Raw genomic sequence first — 19,585 nt, forward strand, 5'->3', positions numbered from 1 at the left:
TGAATAAAATGACAAAGGAAAATCCATCAAACTATAAAACTCTTCAAATCTGGATTAAAAAAGGGCATCGTATGTATTCTTATTTTCAAGAATGTTGTCATAACGCTAAGAACATGTACAACACCACAAACTTTTATATACGCCAGGTGTACACTGGATTAACGCAAGAAAAAGAGTTGCAGCCTTTGCAAAAAGAAGTTCTGGATCATATTCATAAAAATATTGGTAAGATGAATGACACACAACGTCTTGCCTATCAGAAGAAATTGGAAAAAGAGAAATTAAAGCCTAAAGAAGAACAGAAAGAGATTACATGTAATTTGTTTTCAAAACCTAATTTTGAAAAACCTTATGTAGATTACAACTTTCTAGATGCACTATTTAAGGCTATGATTCAAAATGATTATCGAGCTTTGCCTACGCAATGTAGCCAGTCAATCATGAAAGGTTTGTTCCAAAATTGGAAATCTTTTTTTGCTAGTTTAAAAGACTATAAAAAGAATCCAAACAAATATGCTGGACCGCCTAGAATTCCAAAGTATATTCGTTCTTCTGAAAAAGAGATTCTGTATACAAACCAAGATTGCATCATTAAAAACGATAGATTTTTAAAGTTTCCAAAGACGAAATTGCAATTAAATATTGGGAAACTAGGTTTCACTGAGGGTAAACTGAAACAAGTTCGTGTGATTCCAAAATACAATGAATATGTAGTGGAATTGGTAATTGATGTTCCTTCTGAACAACAAATGATTGAAGAGAATGCTCGTTATATGAGTATTGATTTAGGGATTGATAACCTTGCAATCATCGTAACAAACACAGGTATGAAACCTGTCCTTGTTAAGGGCAAACATGTCAAAAGCATAAATCAATATTACAACAAAATGAAGAGTCATTTTACAAGCGTTCTTAGAAATGGAAAACAAACGAATGAAGGGCCTTTTACTTCTAAAAGGATAGAAAAACTTCATCAAAAACGTTACTTGAAAATAAAAGACGTCTTCCATAAAGTTAGTCACCATATCGTAAAACTAGCTCAAGAAGAAGTTTGTAAAATTGTTATTGGTCAAAACAAAAGTTGGAAACAAGAAACGAATATGGGAAAAAGAAATAACCAAACGTTTTGTCATATCCCACATAGTTTATTGATTCAAATGATTACATACAAAGCAAATGCTGTAGGCATTCAAGTTGTTGTAACTGAAGAATCATATACATCGAAAGCAAGTTTTCTGGATAAAGACTTCATTCCAACGTATGGAGAAAATGACCAAAATACAACTTTTTCAGGAAAACGAATAGAGCGCGGCATATATCGTTCAGCAAATAAAACTTTAATTAATGCAGATGTAAATGCTGCGGCTAACATTTTACGAAAGGTAATCCCAAATGCATGGACAAATGGGATAGAGGGGTTAGGCGTGAAACAGCTCGCTAATGTGTTAACTCCCCTGACGTTAATCGTCCGTTAGGTCGAAACGTTAGAAACCCCCACTTCAAGATTTGCTAAGTGGGGGAGTGTTCATATGCTATAATGTAGAAACATATAGCTAGAAGGAGATGTACGAAATGATTCCAGTAACAATATTAACTGGTTTTCTTGGATCAGGGAAAACGACTTTATTAAATCGTATTTTATCAGAAAATCACGGTAAGAAATTAGCGGTGATTGTAAATGAAATAGGGCAAATTGGCATTGATAATCAGTTGATTATGAATGTAGAAGAAGAAATTATGGAAATGACAAATGGCTGTTTATGCTGTACTGTACGTGAAGATTTACTCGTTGCTTTAAAACAGTTACTGGACGTAAAAGCGGAAGGGAAAATGGATTTTGATGGTTTAGTAATTGAAACGACTGGCCTTGCAAATCCAGGGCCGATTATTCAAACATTCTTTTTAGATCCAGTCATTCAATCTGCATACCAAATTAATGGTGTTGTAACGGTGGTAGATAGTTATCATATACATAAACATTTTGAAAAAGGATTAGAAGCAAAAGAGCAAATTGCGTTTGCTGATGTCGTTTTAGTAAATAAATTAGACTTAATTGAAGAGAGTGAGAAAGAAAATCTCTTGCATGAAATTCAAGGAATTAACCCGACTGTAAAGTTAATTGAGGCGACTAACTGTGAGGTAGATATACCATCTTTATTACAAATCCAAACGTTTAAAACGAAAGATACGTTGCAAATTTACCCTCATAAAGAACATAACCACTTAGAAGGTGTGAAATCATTTGTATTACGTGAAGAACGTCCGCTGGATTTACAAAAGCTTAATGAGTGGATGTCAGCTGTCGTTCAAGAGCTAGGAGAATATTTATATCGTTACAAAGGAATTTTATCGATAGACGGAGTAGATAAACGTATCGTTTTCCAAGGTGTACATACGTTATTTGCCGCTTCGTACGATAGAGAGTGGCAAGAGGGCGAAAAGCGTATAAGTGAAGTAGTTTTCATCGGAAGAGATATTAATAAAGAGTGGTTCCAAGAACATTTTGAAGAGTGTGTGAAATAAGTCTGCGTAAATTGCAGGCTTATTTTTTATGAGCATTCTATTAGATTACAAAACAGAATTAAATAAGGGAAAGAAACTAAAAATTGATACATGTATAATAAAAAGCCTGTTTTCACAGGCTTGTATTTTCGTCTATTAGTAACTCCATTACAACACCTACAACTGGACCTTCATCATCAATATCACCATTTAATCGGAAACCAAATGATTCATAAAGTCCCATTGCAAGTTTGTTGGCTGGATGTAAACTTAAGTAAATTATTTTGCATTCAAATTTTTCTTGTAAGAATTGAATGAGTAAGCGAAGGAAACGTTTTGCGTATCCTTTTCCTTGATATTGTTGGTCAATCATAAAGCGATCGAGCCATACACTTTTATGTTTTACTGAATACCATCCATACATTGCATAACCTACAAGTGTTTCTCCATCATATAAACCTACTGACGTTCCGTTTCCTTCATATAATGATTCTGCTAAAGAAAACGCGTTACTTTCAATAAATTGTTGCTGATCTTTTGCGACGTCTAAAGCAACTACTGAACGCCAATTTTTTGCTGTTACTTCACAAATGTGAAGATTCATAATTCCAACTCGCCTTCTAAATTAATATAGCTTTAAAGCTAATATGGATAATTTTACTTGTTATTTTGGTCAAGTCAAGGATAAATACATAAAAAGGCAGCTGAATACTAGATTCAGCTGCCTAGAAAATATAATGTATTAGTTTGTTGCTTCTTTCAATGTGTTTACGTTTTCTTCCATTAAAGTGAAGTAATCTTTATTATTTTTTGCATCATCTTCAGAAACAGTAGCTAAGTGATTTAAGCGTAAAACTTTTGTACCAGTTTCTTTTTGAATAACAGATGCTACTTTTGGAGTAGAGAAAGTTTCGAATAAAATATATTTTAGATTATGTTCTTTTACTGTTTTTGTAATATCAGCAAGCTGTTTTTGAGATGGTTCATCAGAAGCTGAAATTCCAGCGATAGGAATTTGTTTTAGGCCGTATCGTTGTTCCCAGTAACCATAGGCAGCATGAGAAACTAAAATTTCTTTCGTTTTTGCGTTCGCTACAGCTGCCTTAAATTGATCGTCTAAATCAGTAAATTTAGTTTGAAGTGCTGCGAAGTTTTTTTCGAATTCTTGTTTATGTTCAGGTTGTAATTCTACAAGTGCATTTTTAATTTTTTCTGCCTGTTTCATTGCTAGAGTAGGGTCTAACCAAATATGCGGGTCTTTATCGTGATGGTGTTCATCTTCTTTATGGCCATCTCCATGATCATGATGCTCTTCTTCAGTAGAAGCACGAAGCTCAATACCTTTAGATGCATTTACAATTTTAACATTTTCTTTTTGTAATGTTTTTTCCATTTTTTCAGCAAATGGTTCTAATTCAGCGCCGTTATAAACGAATAAATCGGCTTTTGCAACTTGTACTGTTTGTTTTTGACTTGGTTCAAATGTATGTGAATCTGCACCAGGTGGGTAAATTGCTTCAACATTTACATAGGCGCCACCGATTTTCTTTGCGAAATCAGCAAGTGGGAAAATTGTTGTATAAACTGTTAGCTTTCCATCTTTCTTGGCATTACTTTCTTTTTTATTTGAGCAGCCAGCGAAAATTAAGGTAAAAATAAGTAAGAATGAAAATATAGTCAATCTTTTAGGCATGAAGTTCTCCTCTTTTCTTTTTTACGGATATATTTTCCCCAATTATAGAAGAAAAATATCATTTTAATACAAAACGGAATAATTACGTTTTAGTTTGCGAACTTAGTATAATACATCTTTAATAAAGTTGCAATAAATAATAATCATTCCGATTTGTTTTTGTTATAAAGTTGTCAAATATAAGTGTATTATTTTTGCAAATGCATGCATATGTGACAACGCTGTTTTCATATATTGAAAAGGAGGTTAAAGAGGGGGATGAGCGCTTGGGTTACTTAATGGAAGCTATTTTATTAATATTAGCGGTAGTATTGCCATTATCTTTCGTATTAATTTTTTTAAGAAGATTAATAAGTAATTTAGGGGACGCTACAACAATAACGAAATTACAAGAGAGAGATGAGAAAAAAGAGTGAGTAAAACACTATGCGTACGCATAGTGTTTTACTTGTGGTAAAATAAGAGCAGGAAACTCCTAAAGGTTGTATTTTACTGAAGGAGAGAAAAGTAAAATAAGAGGTATATGCATATATGAATAAGCGAACAGCGTTAATACTTGGTGCAAGTGGTTTAGTTGGACAAGAGATAACGCGTCTATTACTTGAATCAGATTACTACGATTCGGTTACTATTTTTGTAAGAGAGCCAATGCAATTGCAACATGAGAAGTTACAGCAGAAACAAGTTGATTTTTCGGTATTAGAGGAATATAAAGAGTTCTTTGCTGTGGATGATGTTTTTAGTTGCTTAGGAACAACAATAAAAAAAGCAAAAACAAAAGCAAATTTTAAAAAAGTAGATTATGAATATACGTTACGAGCTGCTTGTTTAGCTGAAAAACAAGGGGTGCAAAATTTCCTTGTTGTGTCTTCTATGGGAGCGAATCCTAAATCATTTTTCTTTTATTCACAAGTGAAAGGAAAAATGGAAGAAGAATTGCAAAAGTTAGTGATCGGTGGTATTCACATTTTTAGACCATCATTATTAGTAGGAAACCGACAAGAATTTCGTTTCGGCGAACGAATGGCTGAAAAGTTATCTCGTATTATTCCTTTTATTTTTAAAGGGGCTTTCAAAAAGTATAAACCAATTTCAGCTAAAGATGTGGCGAAAGGGATGTATATAACCGCGCTGCGAGAAGAATCGGGTATCCATACTTATAATTCAAATGAAATTACAACGATAGAATAAATAAAACCGAGAAGAATGACTTCTCGGTTTTATTTATTCGTATGAATTTTTCCTGGTGCTCGCTTATATTGGTGAGGTTCTTGCAATTCAAAGCCAAGTTCATTGGCCGCTATTCTTGGGAAGTACGGATTGCGAAGTAATTCACGTCCGATGAAAATTAAATCTGCTTCGTTATTATTTAAAATTTGCTCTGCTTGTGACCCAGTCGTAATCAATCCGACTGCACCAGTTGCAATCTTAGTATGCTCTTTAATATGTTTGGCGTATTGTACTTGGTAACCAGGATACACATCAATATGTGCTGGTACAACTGCACCAGAACTACAATCGATTAAATCTATTCCCTGTTCTTTCATCCACTTTGTATACTGAACATAATCTTGAACTGTAAGCCCGTCAGGATGATAATCATTTGCTGAAATACGAACGAATATTGGTCCGTCCCAAACTTCATTTACAGAGTCGATGATTTCGCGTAAGAAACGATATCGGTTTTCAGGTGAGCCGCCGTATTCATCCGTTCGTTTATTAGTAAGTGGTGATAGGAATTCATTAATAAGGTAACCGTGAGCACCATGTAGTTCGATAACATCAAATCCGGCTTGTTTTGAACGTAACGCGGCCTTCTGAAAAGCTAATATAGTCTCTTTGATTTGCTGTATATTCATTTCTACTGGTATTTTCATCGTATCATTAAAAGGAATTGCAGAAGGAGCGAAAGCATTCGTATCTAATTCAGCTTTTCTTCCGGCGTGAGCGAGTTGAATGGCAACTTTCGCACCGTTATCATGTATAAAAGTAGTCGTTTTATGTAAGCCTTCAATTAGGTTGTCATCCCAAATGCCTAAGTCTTTGTTAGAAATTCGTCCTTCAGCTAACACCGCAGTTGCTTCAACCATAACTAAACCTACTTGGCCAGCAGCGCGAGTTCCATAATGAATGAGATGAAAATTCGTAACGCTACCATCCTCATTCCCCGATGAATACATACACATAGGTGACATAACGATACGATTTTTTAGTGTAACGTTCTTAATTGTATAAGGTGAAAAAAGCTTGGAATTCATCAAATAGCCTCCTTGATTGAATTTTCTTATATTTTACCATTCTCTTTTTTGTTTCTCTAATAAAACGCTTATACGAAAAATTTTGTTTATTCGTGTTACAATGACTAATATGAACCGAATTGGAGGATGACATATGTACCAGGCTTATTATGAAAGCGAAGTAGGTTTGCTTGAAATTACAGCGAATCAAGAAGGAATTACGTCTGTTATATTTGTTGATGAACGACAAGAAGAAAATAAAAATGAAATGATAGAACAATGTATAAATGAGTTAGATGAATATTTTAAAGGGAAAAGAAAAGAGTTTACGGTTTCGCTGTCTGCTGAGGGGACAGCATTTCAAAAAAATGTATGGGATGCACTTTATACTATTCCATACGGCGTAAGTGCTTCATATTTGGATATTGCAGAGAAGGTTGGAAATACAAAAGCTGTACGGGCAATAGGAGGGGCAAATAGTCGGAATCCAATTTCAATAATCGTTCCATGTCATCGTGTAATAGGAAAGAGTGGAAAGCTTGTTGGATATGCCGGTGGTTTATGGAGGAAAGAGTGGTTATTAAAACACGAAGGTATTTTGAAATGACGTATGGATGGGAAGAGGGATTGTTTTGAAATGTATAAATTGTGGGCAACCTTGCGAGGAGGAACAGTTAAATTGTGCAAGTTGTCAGCGAAACTTGGATAATGAACAAGATGAAGGTAGCTCGTTAATAGATAAAGAACTAGAAGTATATGTAGGGAGACAATATCCGTATTACAAAAGGAAATGGGAGCTTGAGAATAAGCGGATTGCTAGGTGGAGCTGGAATGGTTGGGCTACTATTTTCAATATAGGCTGGCTAGGATATCGTAAGTATTATGTACCAGCTGCTTTATTTATGTTGTTATTAATAGCGTGTGATGCATTTTCGTATTATATGGGATTTAATGTAGCATTGCCAATCGTTAATATGGTGCCTCTTACGTTTTTATTACTCATTTTTATTCTGTTTGGAATGGGGATTTTTTCAAATGGATTATACTATCAATTTGCGGAAAGACGTATATACCGAATAAAAGCAAGAGAAATAAAAGATAAATCAGTTGAAAACTATCTCATTCATGATAGTGGCGGAACGAGCAAAATGGGAGCGACAATTGTTACTATTTTAGCAGTTGCTAGCATATTTTTTAGTCATTTCTTTTTTCCGACTGATCGAGACGTTATTCAAAAGGTTCGTACAAGCTCGCTTTATGAATATCCTTTCTTTTCAATAGGTGAATCTTTCGAAAATTATTTTCAAAATTCAGGTTGGATATATTATCGTGGAACGGAAGGGTTAGAATTAGTAGAATTCCAAGGATATAACGCCGAGGTGCCAGGGCAAAAGGTGGCGATTCAATTTGTTGTCGATTATAAATTGGGTGAAGTGGAACCATACTCACTTACGGTTAATGGTGAATCTAAAACTGAAGAAGAGTTTTTGAAGATGATGGACGAAATATTTAAGGTTCAAAATCCATTTGATATAGAGGATGGATTACAAGTAAATGCTATTCAAAAAAGCGGTTGGAAGGAAATTTCTAACCGCTTTTTTTATGTTTGTCAAAATAAATATTTAAAATAATCAGAATCTTTTGTATAATAAAATATATTATATAGGATTTAACTTATACATATAGATTGGGGGAAGGAAGAATGAAGAGAAAGACAACAACAATTGCTGCACTTGCATTAACGACGAGTGTATTGGTTGCAGGATGTGGGAATGGTGAGAAGGCTTCGACAACGAAGAAAGAATCGAATAAGGGAATGGCAGATAAACAAGTTTTAAATTTACTAGAAACAGCTGAAATTCCTTCAATGGATACATCTAAATCAACGGATTCTGTATCTTTCCGTGTATTTGTAAATGCAATGGAAGGTTTATATCGTCTAGATAAAGATAATAAACCAACACCAGGCATGGCAAAAGATGTGAAGATTAGTGAAGATAAAAAGACATATACATTTGAATTGCGTGATGCGAAATGGTCAAATGGTGATCCAGTTCGAGCACAAGATTTTGTATATGCATGGCAACGTACATTAGATAAAGCAACAGCGGCAGAATATGCATTCATTTTATTTGATGTGAAAAATGCACAGAAAGTAAATAAAGGAGAATTACCATCAGATCAATTGGGTGTTAAAGCGAAGGATGATAAAACGTTGGTAGTAGAATTAGAGCAACCAGCACCTTATTTTCTTGAGCTTACATCATTCCCTACATTTTTCCCATTAAATGAAAAATATGTGAAAGAGCAAGGAGATAAATACGGATTAGAAGCAGATAAATTAGTATATAATGGGCCATTTACAATGAGTCAATGGAAACATGAACAAAATTATCAATTGAAGAAAAACCCTAATTATTGGGATAAAGATACTGTAAAGTTAGACGAAATTAATGTAAGTATTGTGAAGGAAACAAGCACGGGAGTAAATTTATATGATAGTGATCAAGCAGATCGAGTTATTTTAACTTCTGAATTTGTTGATAAATATAAAAAGAATAAGCCAGATGAATTTAAAACGAAGTTAGATCCACGTATGTATTTCTTGCGTTTTAACCAAAAAAATGCAACATTTAAAAACCAAAAAGTACGTGAAGCAATTGATCTAGCATATGATAAAAAAGGAATTGCTGATGTTATTTTAAATGATGGTTCATTGCCAGCATATTTCTTAGTACCTGAAAAATTCACGACAGGTCCGGATGGAAAAGATTTCCGTACTGTAAATAAAAATTTCCGTGATAGTAAAGATAATGCAGAGAAAGCAAAAAAATTATGGGAAGAAGCTAAGAAAGAGCTTGGTCAAGATACAATTACGGTTGAATTACTAAACGATGATAACGGTAGCCGTAAAAAAGTGGGCGACTTTATTAAGGAAGAACTAGAGAAAAACTTGCCTGGTATTAAAGTGAATTTGAAACAGCAACCATACAAGCAGAAGCTAGATTTAGAAAAGAAATTCCAATATGAATTCTCATTATCTGCATGGAGCCCTGATTATCCGGATCCAATGACTTATATTGATATGTTTGTTACTGGAAGCTCATTTAATGAAATGGATTATTCTAATCCGAAGTATGATGATTTAGTAGCGAAATCAAAAGGAGAGCTATTAAAAGATGATAAAGCACGCTGGAATGCACTTGCGGAAGCTGAAAAAATCTTAATTGGTCAAGACGCAGCAATTTCTCCTACGTACCAACAAAGTACAGCTTATTTAGAGAAGCCATTTGTAAAAGGTATTGCTAATCATACGTTTGGTGGGGACTTCAGTTATAAATGGGCATATATTACAAAAAAATAGTATAATAAAAGATGAGTGAATTTTCGCTCATCTTTTATTTGTATAAGGAGGAATTATAGTTGTTAAGGGGAATCAATCATATTTGTTTTTCGGTATCTAATTTAGAAAACTCTATTATGTTTTATGAAAAAGTATTAGAAGGAGAATTATTAGTTAAAGGAAGCAAATTAGCTTATTTTAACATATGTGGAGTATGGATAGCGCTTAATGAAGAGGCGCATATTCCGAGAAATGAGATTCATCAATCCTATACGCACATAGCATTTTCTATTGAACGAGAAGACTTTGAATGTTTAATACAGCGATTAGAAGAAAATGATGTTCATATTTTACAAGGAAGAGAACGTGATATCAGAGATTGTGAATCTATATACTTTGTTGATCCTGACGGTCATAAATTTGAGTTTCACTCAGGGACACTGCAAGACCGTTTAAATTATTATAGAGATGAGAAACCTCATATGACATTTTATTCCGCATTAACGGGCAGTAAGCCCCCGATTGGTGAGGGCTAATAATCAGTGGGGGATGAACAACCCCCCCCCCGCTGATTAAAGTTTCATTTTACTAGGGAGGGATAGTATTTGCATGCACTTGTAATTGGTGGAACAGGAATGCTAAAGAAAGTTTCTATGTGGCTTTGTGAGAAAGGATTTTATGTTTCTATTATCGGGCGAGATGAAGTGAAATTAGAAAATGTTAAGCGAATGAGTTCTGCACCAGAAAATATTACATGCCTTTCGTTAGATTATCATAATGATGAAGATGTAAAGCTAGCTATTAAAAGTACAATTGAGAAAAATGGTCCGATCACATTAGTTGTTGCATGGGTACACACAAGTGCAAAGCATGCACTATCAAATATTTGTAAAGAAGTAGATTTGTCGTCTAAAACATATAGTTTATTTCATATTTTAGGTAGTAAAGCATCACGTATGCCTGCACAAAAAATAGGGAGTACGCGATGTAGTTATCGTAGAATTATTCTAGGTTTTATTTTAGAAGATACATATGGAAGATGGCTTACTCATGAAGAGATAGCTGATGGAGTTATAAAAGGGATTGAAAGTAAACGAGCGGAGTGGATTGTAGGGAGAATTGAACCGTGGGAATTACGACCAAAATGGTGAGGGGGAGTAAGAAATGAAAACAACTATATATGTAACAAGGCATGGTGAAACAGAGTGGAATGTAGCGAAACGAATGCAAGGACGGAAAAATTCTGCTTTAACTGAAAATGGTATAGTTCAGGCGAAACAATTAGGGAATCGAATGAAAGATTTACCAATCCATGCGATCTATAGTAGTCCGAGCGAAAGAACACTTCATACGGCAGAGTTAATAAAGGGGGAACGTGATATACCCATTATAGCGGATGAGCATTTCTATGAAATCAACATGGGTATATGGGAAGGACAAACAATCGCGGATATAGAAAAGCAATTTCCAGAAGAAGTACATCTATTTTGGAATGAGCCACATCTTTTTCAGTCAACATCAGGAGAAAATTTTGAGGCGGTTTATGAAAGAGTAATTGCAGGGATAAGGCTTCTTTTAGAAAAGCATAAAGGACAAAATATATTGATTGTTTCTCATGCGGCAGCAGCAAAATTACTTGTAGGGTATTTTGCGGGAATTGAAATAGAAAATGTATGGAATGATCCATTTATGCATAGTGCCAGTTTGAGCATAATAGAATTTGAAGATGGTAAAGGTAAAGTGAAACAATTTGCAGACATAAGTCACTTTCAATGAATGTAAAAAAGGCCGCTTGGCGGCCTTTTTTGGTGGCATAAAAACTAGCAGTTACGTTTTTTATACCAGAAGTGATCGAATTTCTTATTTTTGCAAGATGGGAATTTGTGTCCGCCATCGTGACAGTCTTTACCATGATCCCATGAATCATCGCAAGAGTGACCGTGTCTGTTAGGGAAGAATTCGCATTTTTTACAGAAACTTCGTTTTGTCCAGAAAAATTTCTTTTCAAAGCGTATGCATTTTGTAACGAAAGTGCAATGTTTTCTGCGAGTACGTTTTGTAACTAAAACGCATTCTTTTCTACGTGTCACTTTCGTAACAAACGTCCATTTTTGAACACGTACACGAGTACATTTCGTAACAAATGTCCATTTTTTTACATGCGTACATTTTGTAACGAAAGTACAATGTTTCACGCGAGTACATCTTGTTCTTGGACATTTACGCCCTGTAGTACATTTACAGTCTGTAGTACATTTATGATGAGAGAATTTATCATCATCGCATTCAAAAGTACTTGGATCTTGGTGTAAGAAATCCTCCATCCCAGCACTTTTGATTTCTTCAACAGCTTTTCTAATATCACGTTTCATAGAAATCCTCCTTATCATGTATTAAGTTGAAAAGGTATTCTTTTTCCTTAACATGATATGAGAGATGAAGTCTTTCTGAACAGGACAAGAGTGTAATTTTCTATAAATAGATGATAGCGGATGTATGGACAAGACAAGGCGCATACATTGAAGGAAGAGAACTGAGAAGGGATGAGAAAACATGCTGCCTTCATATGATTTTTTTGTTCATCCAATGTACTTAGTGGAATTGAAAAAAGACATTTGGTCAGATAGTCCAGTGCCAGCAAAATTAACTTATGGAAAAAAGAAGTATGACATTGATATCGTATACCGTGGGGCTCATATTCGTGAATTTGAGAAAAAGTCTTATCATGTTATGTTTTATAAACCAAAAAAATTTCAAGGCGCGAAAGAGTTTCATTTGAATTCTGAGTTTATGGATCCGTCTCTCATACGAAATAAATTATCGCTAGACTTTTTTCATGACATTGGTGTACTTTCACCAAAGTCACAACATGTATTTATAAAAATTAATGGTCAAATTCAAGGTGTATATTTACAGTTGGAATCGGTTGATGAAAACTTTTTGAAAAATAGAGGATTACCGAGTGGTTCTATTTATTATGCGATAGATGATGATGCAAATTTTTCATTAATGAGTGAGCGAGATAAAGATGTTAAGACAGAGCTCTTTGCGGGTTATGAATTTAAATATTCGAATAAAAATAGTGAAGAACAACTGAGTGAATTTGTATTTCAAGCGAATACTTTGACGAGGGAAGCCTATGAAAAAGAGATTGGGAAGTTTCTACATGTCGATAAATATTTACGATGGTTAGCAGGAGTTATTTTTACGCAAAACTTTGATGGTTTCGTTCATAACTATGCACTATATCATAATGATGAAACAAATTTATTTGAAGTTATACCGTGGGATTATGATGCGACTTGGGGGCGAGATGTACAAGGGAGACCACTTAATCATGAATATATTCGTATTCAAGGGTATAACACGTTAAGTGCAAGATTGTTAGACATACCTGTATTTAGAAAGCAGTATCGAAGTATTTTAGAAGAAATATTAGAAGACCAATTTACAGTTTCGTTTATGAGACCGAAAGTAGAAGGGTTGTGTGAATTGATTCGTCCATATTTACTACAAGATCCATATATGAAAGAAAAATTAGAAACATTTGATCAAGAGGCTGATATGATTTATGAATATATAAATAAAAGAAGAAAGTATATACAAGACCACTTACATGAATTGGATTAATTTTGAAAGAGATTGAAACGTTATCAATCTCTTTTTTTTGTATAATAAAGATGTATCAATAAAAATGAAATAATATCTTTGATAGAGAATGGGGATGCGGATATATGACGATTAAATGGATTGATTGGGTAAAACAAATACAATCTATAGCTCAAGCGGGTTTAACGTATTCTAAGGATGTGTATGATATTGAGCGTTTCCAGCAATTACGAGATATTTCTATTTCAATGATGTCACATTACACGAAAACAGATTGGGAAGTCGTAGAGAAATTATTTGCAAGTGAGACAGGCTATCAAACACCTAAAGTTGATATAAGAGCAGTTGTTTTTCAAAATGAAAAGCTATTATTCGTGAAAGAAAAAAGTGATGGGAAATGGGCATTGCCAGGTGGATGGGCTGATGTCGGTTATACGCCAACCGAAGTTGCAGCGAAAGAAGTTTTAGAAGAGACAGGATATGAAGTAGATCGTTTTAAGTTATTATCTATATTTGATAAAGAAAAACATCAACCATCTCCATCGGCGACGCATGTATATAAGATTTTCATTGGATGCGAGATTATTGGTGGAGAAAAGAAAACTAGCATCGAAACAGAAGAGGTGGAGTTTTTTTGTGAAAATGAATTGCCTAATTTATCAATTGCTAGAAATACAGAAGACCAAATTAAAGAGATGTTTGCCTACATGAAAGACCCGCAGAAAGAGAAATTAATAGATTGATCCTGCTTGAATTGTACATATTGTTAAAATGAAGATATTGGCAGATTGCAGCCTTTATGTAATAATGGGATGGTATGTGAAGAAAAAAGGAGATAAAAAAGAACATGTTAGCAAACATAATAGATCAGTTATTGCAATTTTTTGCAAGCTTAGGGTACTTTGGAGTAGCTCTTGCTTTAATGATTGAAGTAATCCCAAGTGAAATTGTACTTTCTTATGCTGGGTTTTTAGTAGCGGATGGTAAAATTAGTTTTGTTGGTGCAGTTATCGCCGGAACTATTGGTGGTACTTTAGCGCAAATCTTTTTATACTGGCTTGGATACTACGGAGGGCGTCCGGTTGTAGAGAAATATGGGAAATATCTACTTATTAATAAACACCATTTAGACATAGCGGAAGGTTGGTTTAAGCGTTATGGAGCAGGCGTAATATTTTCTGCGCGCTTTATCCCAGTAGTACGTCATGCGATCTCTATTCCAGCAGGACTAGCTAAGATGCCATTAAAACTATTTACACTTTATACGGTTGTAGCGATCATTCCATGGTCAATTCTATTTATATACTTAGGTGAAAAACTTGGTGGGAATTGGCGACAAATTAAAGAGTATGCATCTGATTACACACATTACATAATTATAGGAGCGGTTCTTTTTATTGCTCTATACTTCGGTTTAAAATATTTGAAAAAGAAAAAAACAACACGCTAAAGTCAATGATAGTTCATTGGCTTTTTTTGTTTGTTTCGGTTCTAAAGAAAAGGAGTTGTCCATAATGTGTAATAATAAAGCGTAGCGGAGGAATGTGATGAAAGGGTCACCGTTTATACGTGGAACGATATTTTTAACGATGGCAACGATGATATCAAAAATGTTAGGGTTTATATATGTTATACCATTTACAGCGATGGTCGGTACGAGTGGTTACGTTCTATACACATATGCATATCGCCCTTATACCATCATGCTCAGCATAGCAACGATGGGATTACCGCTAGCTGTTTCAAAGATGGTATCAAAATATGATCAACTGAATGACTATCATACGGTTAAGAGAGTATTGAAAAGTGGAATTGTGTTTATGTTTATAATGGGAGTAATTTCGTGTTTTGCTTTATATATGCTAGCTCCACATTTAGCTAAACTTGTAATCGATGGAAATGATCAAACGGGAAATAGTGTAGTAGCGGTCACAAATAATATTCAAATTGTAAGTTTTGCGTTGATACTTGTACCGGTAATGAGTTTATTAAGGGGCTTCTTTCAAGGGTTCCAGTCGATGGGACCTTCTGCATTAAGTGTCGTTGTAGAGCAATTTTTTCGAGTCTTAACTATTCTAATAGGAAGCTTTGTCGTTTTATATGTTTTAAAAGCTTCTGTCTCGCTAGCGGTTGGTATTTCAACGTTTGGGGCATTTATGGGTGCTATAGGTGGATTAACCGTTCTAAGTGCGTATTATATAAGAAGGAGAAGGCACTTAAAGAAAAAAGAGATCGAAAGTATACCACAAACAACAAAATCTTTTTTCTCATTGTATAAGGAGCTCTTTACATATTCTATTCCCTTTGTTGTGGTGGGCTTAGCAATTCCGTTGTATCAGACGATTGATACATTTACAATTAATAAGCTACTTATACAAATAGGGTATATGCAAGGAGAAGCGGAAAAAATTAATGCGATAATTGGTCTTGTTCAAATGGTTGTGCTCATCCCGGTATCCGTTGCGACAGCTTTTAGTATGTCTCTTGTACCAGAGATGACGAAAGCTTACACAGCAGGAAATACGAAACTATTGTACAAACATTTTACGAGAACAAATGTATTAGTAGTAGCGATTACGGTACCGGCGGCAATTGGAATGATGGTGTTAGCCAAGCCTGTATATACTCTTTTATTCGGTGCTGGAAATGATCCAGAGATGGGGAGAATCATTTTACAGTATTATGCTCCTGCTTGCATACTATTTTCTCTTTTTACAGTAACGGCTGCTATGCTACAAGGAATCAATCAACAGCAGAAGACGGTACTAGGATTAGTGATTGGAATTATTGTGAAGATAGTTTTAAATATTGTATTGCTTCCGTATTTCGATTATGTAAGTTTTATCATTTCAACATACGCGGGCTATACGATTTCAGTCGGGTTTAACTTGTGGATGCTTTCTAAATATGTTATAAAGGCAACATAAGCTTTTAAGGCAGAGAGCACTCTGTCTTTTTCTATGTTTATCTCGCTATTTTCCGCGCAGTAAGATCCCGACTTCAAAATTCAGCGAAAGCAAATAAGTTAGGTCGGGGTCGGGCAGCCCGTAAAAGCCCGATTGATGAGGGCTGATAATCAGTGGGGGATGAAGCCCCCACTGATTAAAGTTTCATTTTATAATTTTTTTCTTATAAAAACGTTTTCAAAATAATTTTTCTATTGAAATTTAAACGTATGTTTCATATGCTGAGAATGGCGGTTTAAAAACTGTTATTTAAGAGAGGTAGATTCCTACATGTAAAAAGAATCGGGGTGATAGTATGTTAAATATATATTTAACAGACCGAAACGGAAAACTACAAGAGATTGAGGAAATGCAAAAGGGGTGCTGGATTAATGTACTTCATCCAACAGAAGAAGAAATTCAATATCTAGTACAAACTTTAAATGTAGACTTAGATTTCATTAAAGACCCTTTGGATGATGAAGAACGCTCTCGTATTGAAAAGGAAGACAATAATACTTTAATTATCGTGGATATTCCGACAGTTAGACATGACGAAGAAGGAAATTCGATTTATGACACGATCCCAATAGGTATGATTGTGATGCCGGATTGTTTTGTTACAATCTGCTTAGAAGAAAATCCAATTTTTGAACGTTTTATTAATCAACGTATTAAAGAATTTTATACGTTTAAGAAGACACGCTTTGCACTTCAGCTCTTATATACGATTTCTACTTATTATTTAAGATACTTAAAGCAAATAAATCGAAAAACAATTGATTTAGAGCATCAATTAAATCAGTCAATGAAAAATAAAGAGATTTTCACATTATTGGGCCTTGAGAAAAGTTTAGTATACTTTACAACGTCATTAAAGGCTAATAAAATTGTAATTCAAAAGTTAATGCGTAATAGTACATTTTTAAAAATGTATGAAGACGATCAAGATTTATTAGAAGATGTATTAATTGAAAATAAACAGGCTATTGAAATGGCGGAAATATATAGTCACATTTTAAGCGGAATGATGAATACTTTTAGCTCCGTTATATCAAATAATTTAAATAGTGTTATGAAATTGTTAACGTCAATTACGATCATTTTATCTTTACCGACGATGGTTTCTAGTTTCTTTGGAATGAACGTAAAGGTTCCGTTTGAAGGGGAAGCCCATGGTTTTGTAATTGTACTCATCATATGTGTAACACTATCTTTCACGTTAGCTTTTGTTTTTTGGAAGAAACGTTACTTTTAACGATAAGAAAGCTGCTCTAGCATAGTTATATAACTACGCTAGAGCAGCTTTTTTGCTATGAAATCTCAAATTTTGAATAGAATATAACTTGTACAATGTAATGTATATAAAGGGTATGTATGCCATATAATCCTTGTCCAATTAATGAAATGGGGTTAAAATTACATATTGTTAATGAAAAGTTGGAGGAAATACATCATGGAATTGTTTCAATTACCGAAAGCATTCCTGCAAATGAATACAATTTTTATCTCCATATTGATCGAAGCACTTCCGTTTGTGCTAATTGGTGTATTTATTTCAGGATTCATTCAAATGTTCGTGACAGAAGATATGGTGGCTAAATGGATGCCGAAGAACCGATTTCTGTCTGTTTTATTAGCTACTTTTTTAGGCATGTTGTTTCCAGGTTGTGAATGTGGAATTGTTCCGATTGTAAGACGATTAATCGGAAAAGGGGTTCCGCCATATGCGGGTATTGCATTTATGTTAACTGGGCCAATCATTAATCCAGTTGTTTTATTTGCAACATACGTTGCCTTTGGGAGTAGTATGCACATGGTATGGTATCGTTCTATTGTAGCGATTATCGTAGCAATTATCGTTGGAATTATATTATCCTTTATGTTTAAAGAACATCAATTAAGAGATAATCACTTCCCAGAAGTGAATAATAAGCGTCCGTTACGTAAAAAAATGTGGGATGTATGTACACACGCTGTTGAGGAATTTTTCTCGATGGGAAAATATTTAGTACTAGGTGCGTTAATTGCAGCAGCGGTACAAACGTTTGTACAAACTTCAACACTTCTTGCTATTGGACAAGGTCCGTTTTCTTCATCAGCTGTTATGATGGGACTTGCTTACATTTTATCACTTTGTTCAGAGGCAGATGCATTTATCGCTTCTTCGTTCCAAAGTACGTTTTCAACAGCTTCACTTGTCGCGTTCCTCGTTTACGGACCGATGGTGGATATTAAAAATATGTTTATGATGCTTGCGACATTTAAAACGAAATTTGTAATTGTTGTTACAGTTACAGTTACTCTTGTTGTTTATGCAAGCTCACTACTCATTTATGCGATGGGGTGGTAGGTTATGTTTCGAGCATATATATTATTAGGTTTTACAATATTAATTGCGCAGCTTCATATTTCCGGGAACATTACGAAGTATATCAATATGAAGTATGCCTATTTATCAACAACAGCAGCAATTATTTTAGGTTTCTTGACGATTGTACAAATTATCGTCGTTTTCCAAAAAGAGCATCAAAAGGAAAAAGAGAAAAATGATTGTAGTTGTGACCATAGCCATTGTGGGCATGATCATTCAAAAGATGAGAATACATGGTGGAAAAAAGCATTTTCGTACTCATTGTTTTGTTTTCCAATTATCTCAGGGTTATTTTTCCCAATTGCGACGTTAGATTCGGATATTGTTAAAGCGAAAGGATTTCACTTTCCTGTTGCACAAGCAGAAAGTAAGGATCCATTTATGACAAGACAATTCCTAAGACCTGATACGAGCATTTATTACGGGAAAGAAGGATACCGCGGTGTAATGGAAAAAGGGAAGAAAGAGTTTGTTACGAAGGATAATATTAATTTGAAAGACGAAGACTTCCTAAAGGGTATGGAAACAATTTATAATTATCCTGGCGAGTTTACTGGGAAAAAATTATCTTTTAAAGGGTTTGTTTTTAGAGATGATTCTTCTAAAAAAGAACAATACTTCTTATTCCGTTTCGGTATTATACATTGCGTAGCAGATTCTGGTGTGTATGGTATGTTAGTGAAAAAACCAGAAGGTGTAGAGTGGAATAATGATGACTGGATTCAAGTAGAAGGAGAGATAACTACTGAGTTTTATCAGCCGTTTCATGCGAATATTCCTGTATTAGAAGTAACAAAATGGAATAAAGTTGAACAGCCGAAAGAACAATATGTATTTAGAGGAGCCGATTGATAAAATCGGTTCTTTTTTGTGGACTAAAAG

General features: G+C 34.4%; 21 protein-coding genes. 17 read left to right on the top strand and 4 right to left on the bottom strand.

Annotated features, from left to right (window positions below; translation table 11 throughout):
• Window positions 1-8: 8 nt before the first annotated feature.
• Window positions 9-1,475, top strand: a complete 1,467-nt coding sequence (locus AC241_RS10220) for an RNA-guided endonuclease InsQ/TnpB family protein (protein ID WP_050843330.1) — start codon at window positions 9-11, stop codon at window positions 1,473-1,475.
• A 97-nt stretch (window positions 1,476-1,572) separates the two neighbouring features.
• Window positions 1,573-2,523, top strand: a complete 951-nt coding sequence (locus tag AC241_RS10225) for a CobW family GTP-binding protein (RefSeq protein ID WP_050843333.1) — start codon at window positions 1,573-1,575, stop codon at window positions 2,521-2,523.
• Window positions 2,524-2,635: 112 nt separating this feature from the next.
• On the opposite strand, the gene AC241_RS10230 is transcribed toward AC241_RS10225, so the two are convergent.
• Window positions 2,636-3,106 (bottom strand): GNAT family N-acetyltransferase, encoded by a 471-nt coding sequence (locus AC241_RS10230; RefSeq protein ID WP_050843336.1) that lies wholly within the window; start codon window positions 3,104-3,106, stop codon window positions 2,636-2,638.
• 138 nt (window positions 3,107-3,244) lie between these two features.
• Window positions 3,245-4,195, bottom strand: a complete 951-nt coding sequence (locus tag AC241_RS10235) for a metal ABC transporter substrate-binding protein (RefSeq protein WP_050843338.1) — start codon at window positions 4,193-4,195, stop codon at window positions 3,245-3,247.
• Between the two features lie 266 nt (window positions 4,196-4,461).
• Between AC241_RS10235 and AC241_RS34750 the strand changes: the two genes are divergently transcribed.
• Complete coding sequence (locus AC241_RS34750) at window positions 4,462-4,611, top strand: hypothetical protein (RefSeq protein ID WP_000540932.1); 150 nt, start codon at window positions 4,462-4,464, stop codon at window positions 4,609-4,611.
• Window positions 4,612-4,726: 115 nt separating this feature from the next.
• Window positions 4,727-5,386 (top strand): oxidoreductase, encoded by a 660-nt coding sequence (locus AC241_RS10245; protein WP_001042736.1) that lies wholly within the window; start codon window positions 4,727-4,729, stop codon window positions 5,384-5,386.
• 29 nt (window positions 5,387-5,415) lie between these two features.
• On the opposite strand, the gene namA is transcribed toward AC241_RS10245, so the two are convergent.
• Window positions 5,416-6,453: an NADPH dehydrogenase NamA gene (gene namA, locus AC241_RS10250; protein ID WP_016081965.1), complete on the bottom strand. Its 1,038-nt coding sequence runs from the start codon at window positions 6,451-6,453 to the stop codon at window positions 5,416-5,418.
• A 133-nt stretch (window positions 6,454-6,586) separates the two neighbouring features.
• Here namA and AC241_RS10255 point away from each other — a divergent pair, with 133 nt between their 5' ends.
• The 6 genes from AC241_RS10255 (at window position 6,587) to AC241_RS10280 (ending at window position 11,551) form a co-directional block, all read left to right on the top strand.
• Window positions 6,587-7,039, top strand: a complete 453-nt coding sequence (locus tag AC241_RS10255; RefSeq protein ID WP_016081964.1) for a methylated-DNA--[protein]-cysteine S-methyltransferase — start codon at window positions 6,587-6,589, stop codon at window positions 7,037-7,039.
• Window positions 7,040-7,064: 25 nt separating this feature from the next.
• The gene (locus AC241_RS10260; RefSeq protein WP_016081963.1) at window positions 7,065-8,063 is read left to right on the top strand and encodes a DUF2628 domain-containing protein; all 999 of its coding nucleotides are present in this window, start codon (window positions 7,065-7,067) and stop codon (window positions 8,061-8,063) included.
• A 71-nt stretch (window positions 8,064-8,134) separates the two neighbouring features.
• Entirely contained in the window at window positions 8,135-9,796 is a 1,662-nt protein-coding gene (locus tag AC241_RS10265) for a peptide ABC transporter substrate-binding protein (protein ID WP_016081962.1), read from the top strand.
• A gap of 59 nt (window positions 9,797-9,855) precedes the next feature.
• Window positions 9,856-10,311: a FosBx1 family fosfomycin resistance bacillithiol transferase gene (gene fosB / locus AC241_RS10270; RefSeq protein WP_016081961.1), complete on the top strand. Its 456-nt coding sequence runs from the start codon at window positions 9,856-9,858 to the stop codon at window positions 10,309-10,311.
• 69 nt (window positions 10,312-10,380) lie between these two features.
• On the top strand, window positions 10,381-10,926 hold the full coding sequence (locus AC241_RS10275) for a short-chain dehydrogenase (protein ID WP_016081960.1): 546 nt from the start codon (window positions 10,381-10,383) through the stop codon (window positions 10,924-10,926).
• Window positions 10,927-10,939: 13 nt separating this feature from the next.
• A complete protein-coding gene (locus AC241_RS10280; protein ID WP_050843341.1) occupies window positions 10,940-11,551 on the top strand; it encodes a phosphoserine phosphatase 1 in 612 nt (203 codons plus the stop codon).
• Between the two features lie 44 nt (window positions 11,552-11,595).
• Here the strand turns inward: AC241_RS10280 and exsB are convergent, their stop codons facing one another.
• Window positions 11,596-12,147: an exosporium protein ExsB gene (gene exsB / locus AC241_RS10285; protein WP_050843343.1), complete on the bottom strand. Its 552-nt coding sequence runs from the start codon at window positions 12,145-12,147 to the stop codon at window positions 11,596-11,598.
• 181 nt (window positions 12,148-12,328) lie between these two features.
• On the opposite strand from exsB, the gene cotH reads away from it, so the two are divergent.
• From cotH to AC241_RS10320, 7 genes are all read left to right on the top strand, one after another.
• A complete protein-coding gene (cotH, locus tag AC241_RS10290) occupies window positions 12,329-13,405 on the top strand; it encodes a spore coat protein CotH (RefSeq protein ID WP_000937999.1) in 1,077 nt (358 codons plus the stop codon).
• Between the two features lie 104 nt (window positions 13,406-13,509).
• Window positions 13,510-14,127, top strand: a complete 618-nt coding sequence (locus tag AC241_RS10295) for an NUDIX hydrolase N-terminal domain-containing protein (protein ID WP_016081957.1) — start codon at window positions 13,510-13,512, stop codon at window positions 14,125-14,127.
• 104 nt (window positions 14,128-14,231) lie between these two features.
• Window positions 14,232-14,834: an undecaprenyl phosphate transporter UptA gene (gene uptA / locus AC241_RS10300; RefSeq protein ID WP_000880690.1), complete on the top strand. Its 603-nt coding sequence runs from the start codon at window positions 14,232-14,234 to the stop codon at window positions 14,832-14,834.
• Between the two features lie 97 nt (window positions 14,835-14,931).
• Complete coding sequence (locus tag AC241_RS10305; protein ID WP_043935053.1) at window positions 14,932-16,311, top strand: putative polysaccharide biosynthesis protein; 1,380 nt, start codon at window positions 14,932-14,934, stop codon at window positions 16,309-16,311.
• A gap of 334 nt (window positions 16,312-16,645) precedes the next feature.
• Window positions 16,646-17,587 (top strand): magnesium transporter CorA family protein, encoded by a 942-nt coding sequence (locus tag AC241_RS10310; RefSeq protein WP_000932389.1) that lies wholly within the window; start codon window positions 16,646-16,648, stop codon window positions 17,585-17,587.
• A 198-nt stretch (window positions 17,588-17,785) separates the two neighbouring features.
• Window positions 17,786-18,682: a permease gene (locus AC241_RS10315; RefSeq protein WP_016081955.1), complete on the top strand. Its 897-nt coding sequence runs from the start codon at window positions 17,786-17,788 to the stop codon at window positions 18,680-18,682.
• A 3-nt stretch (window positions 18,683-18,685) separates the two neighbouring features.
• Entirely contained in the window at window positions 18,686-19,555 is an 870-nt protein-coding gene (locus tag AC241_RS10320; protein ID WP_000488059.1) for a TIGR03943 family putative permease subunit, read from the top strand.
• Window positions 19,556-19,585: the final 30 nt, after the last annotated feature.

This window comes from Bacillus thuringiensis, from assembly GCF_001182785.1.
Lineage (GTDB): Bacteria > Bacillota > Bacilli > Bacillales > Bacillaceae_G > Bacillus_A > Bacillus_A thuringiensis_S.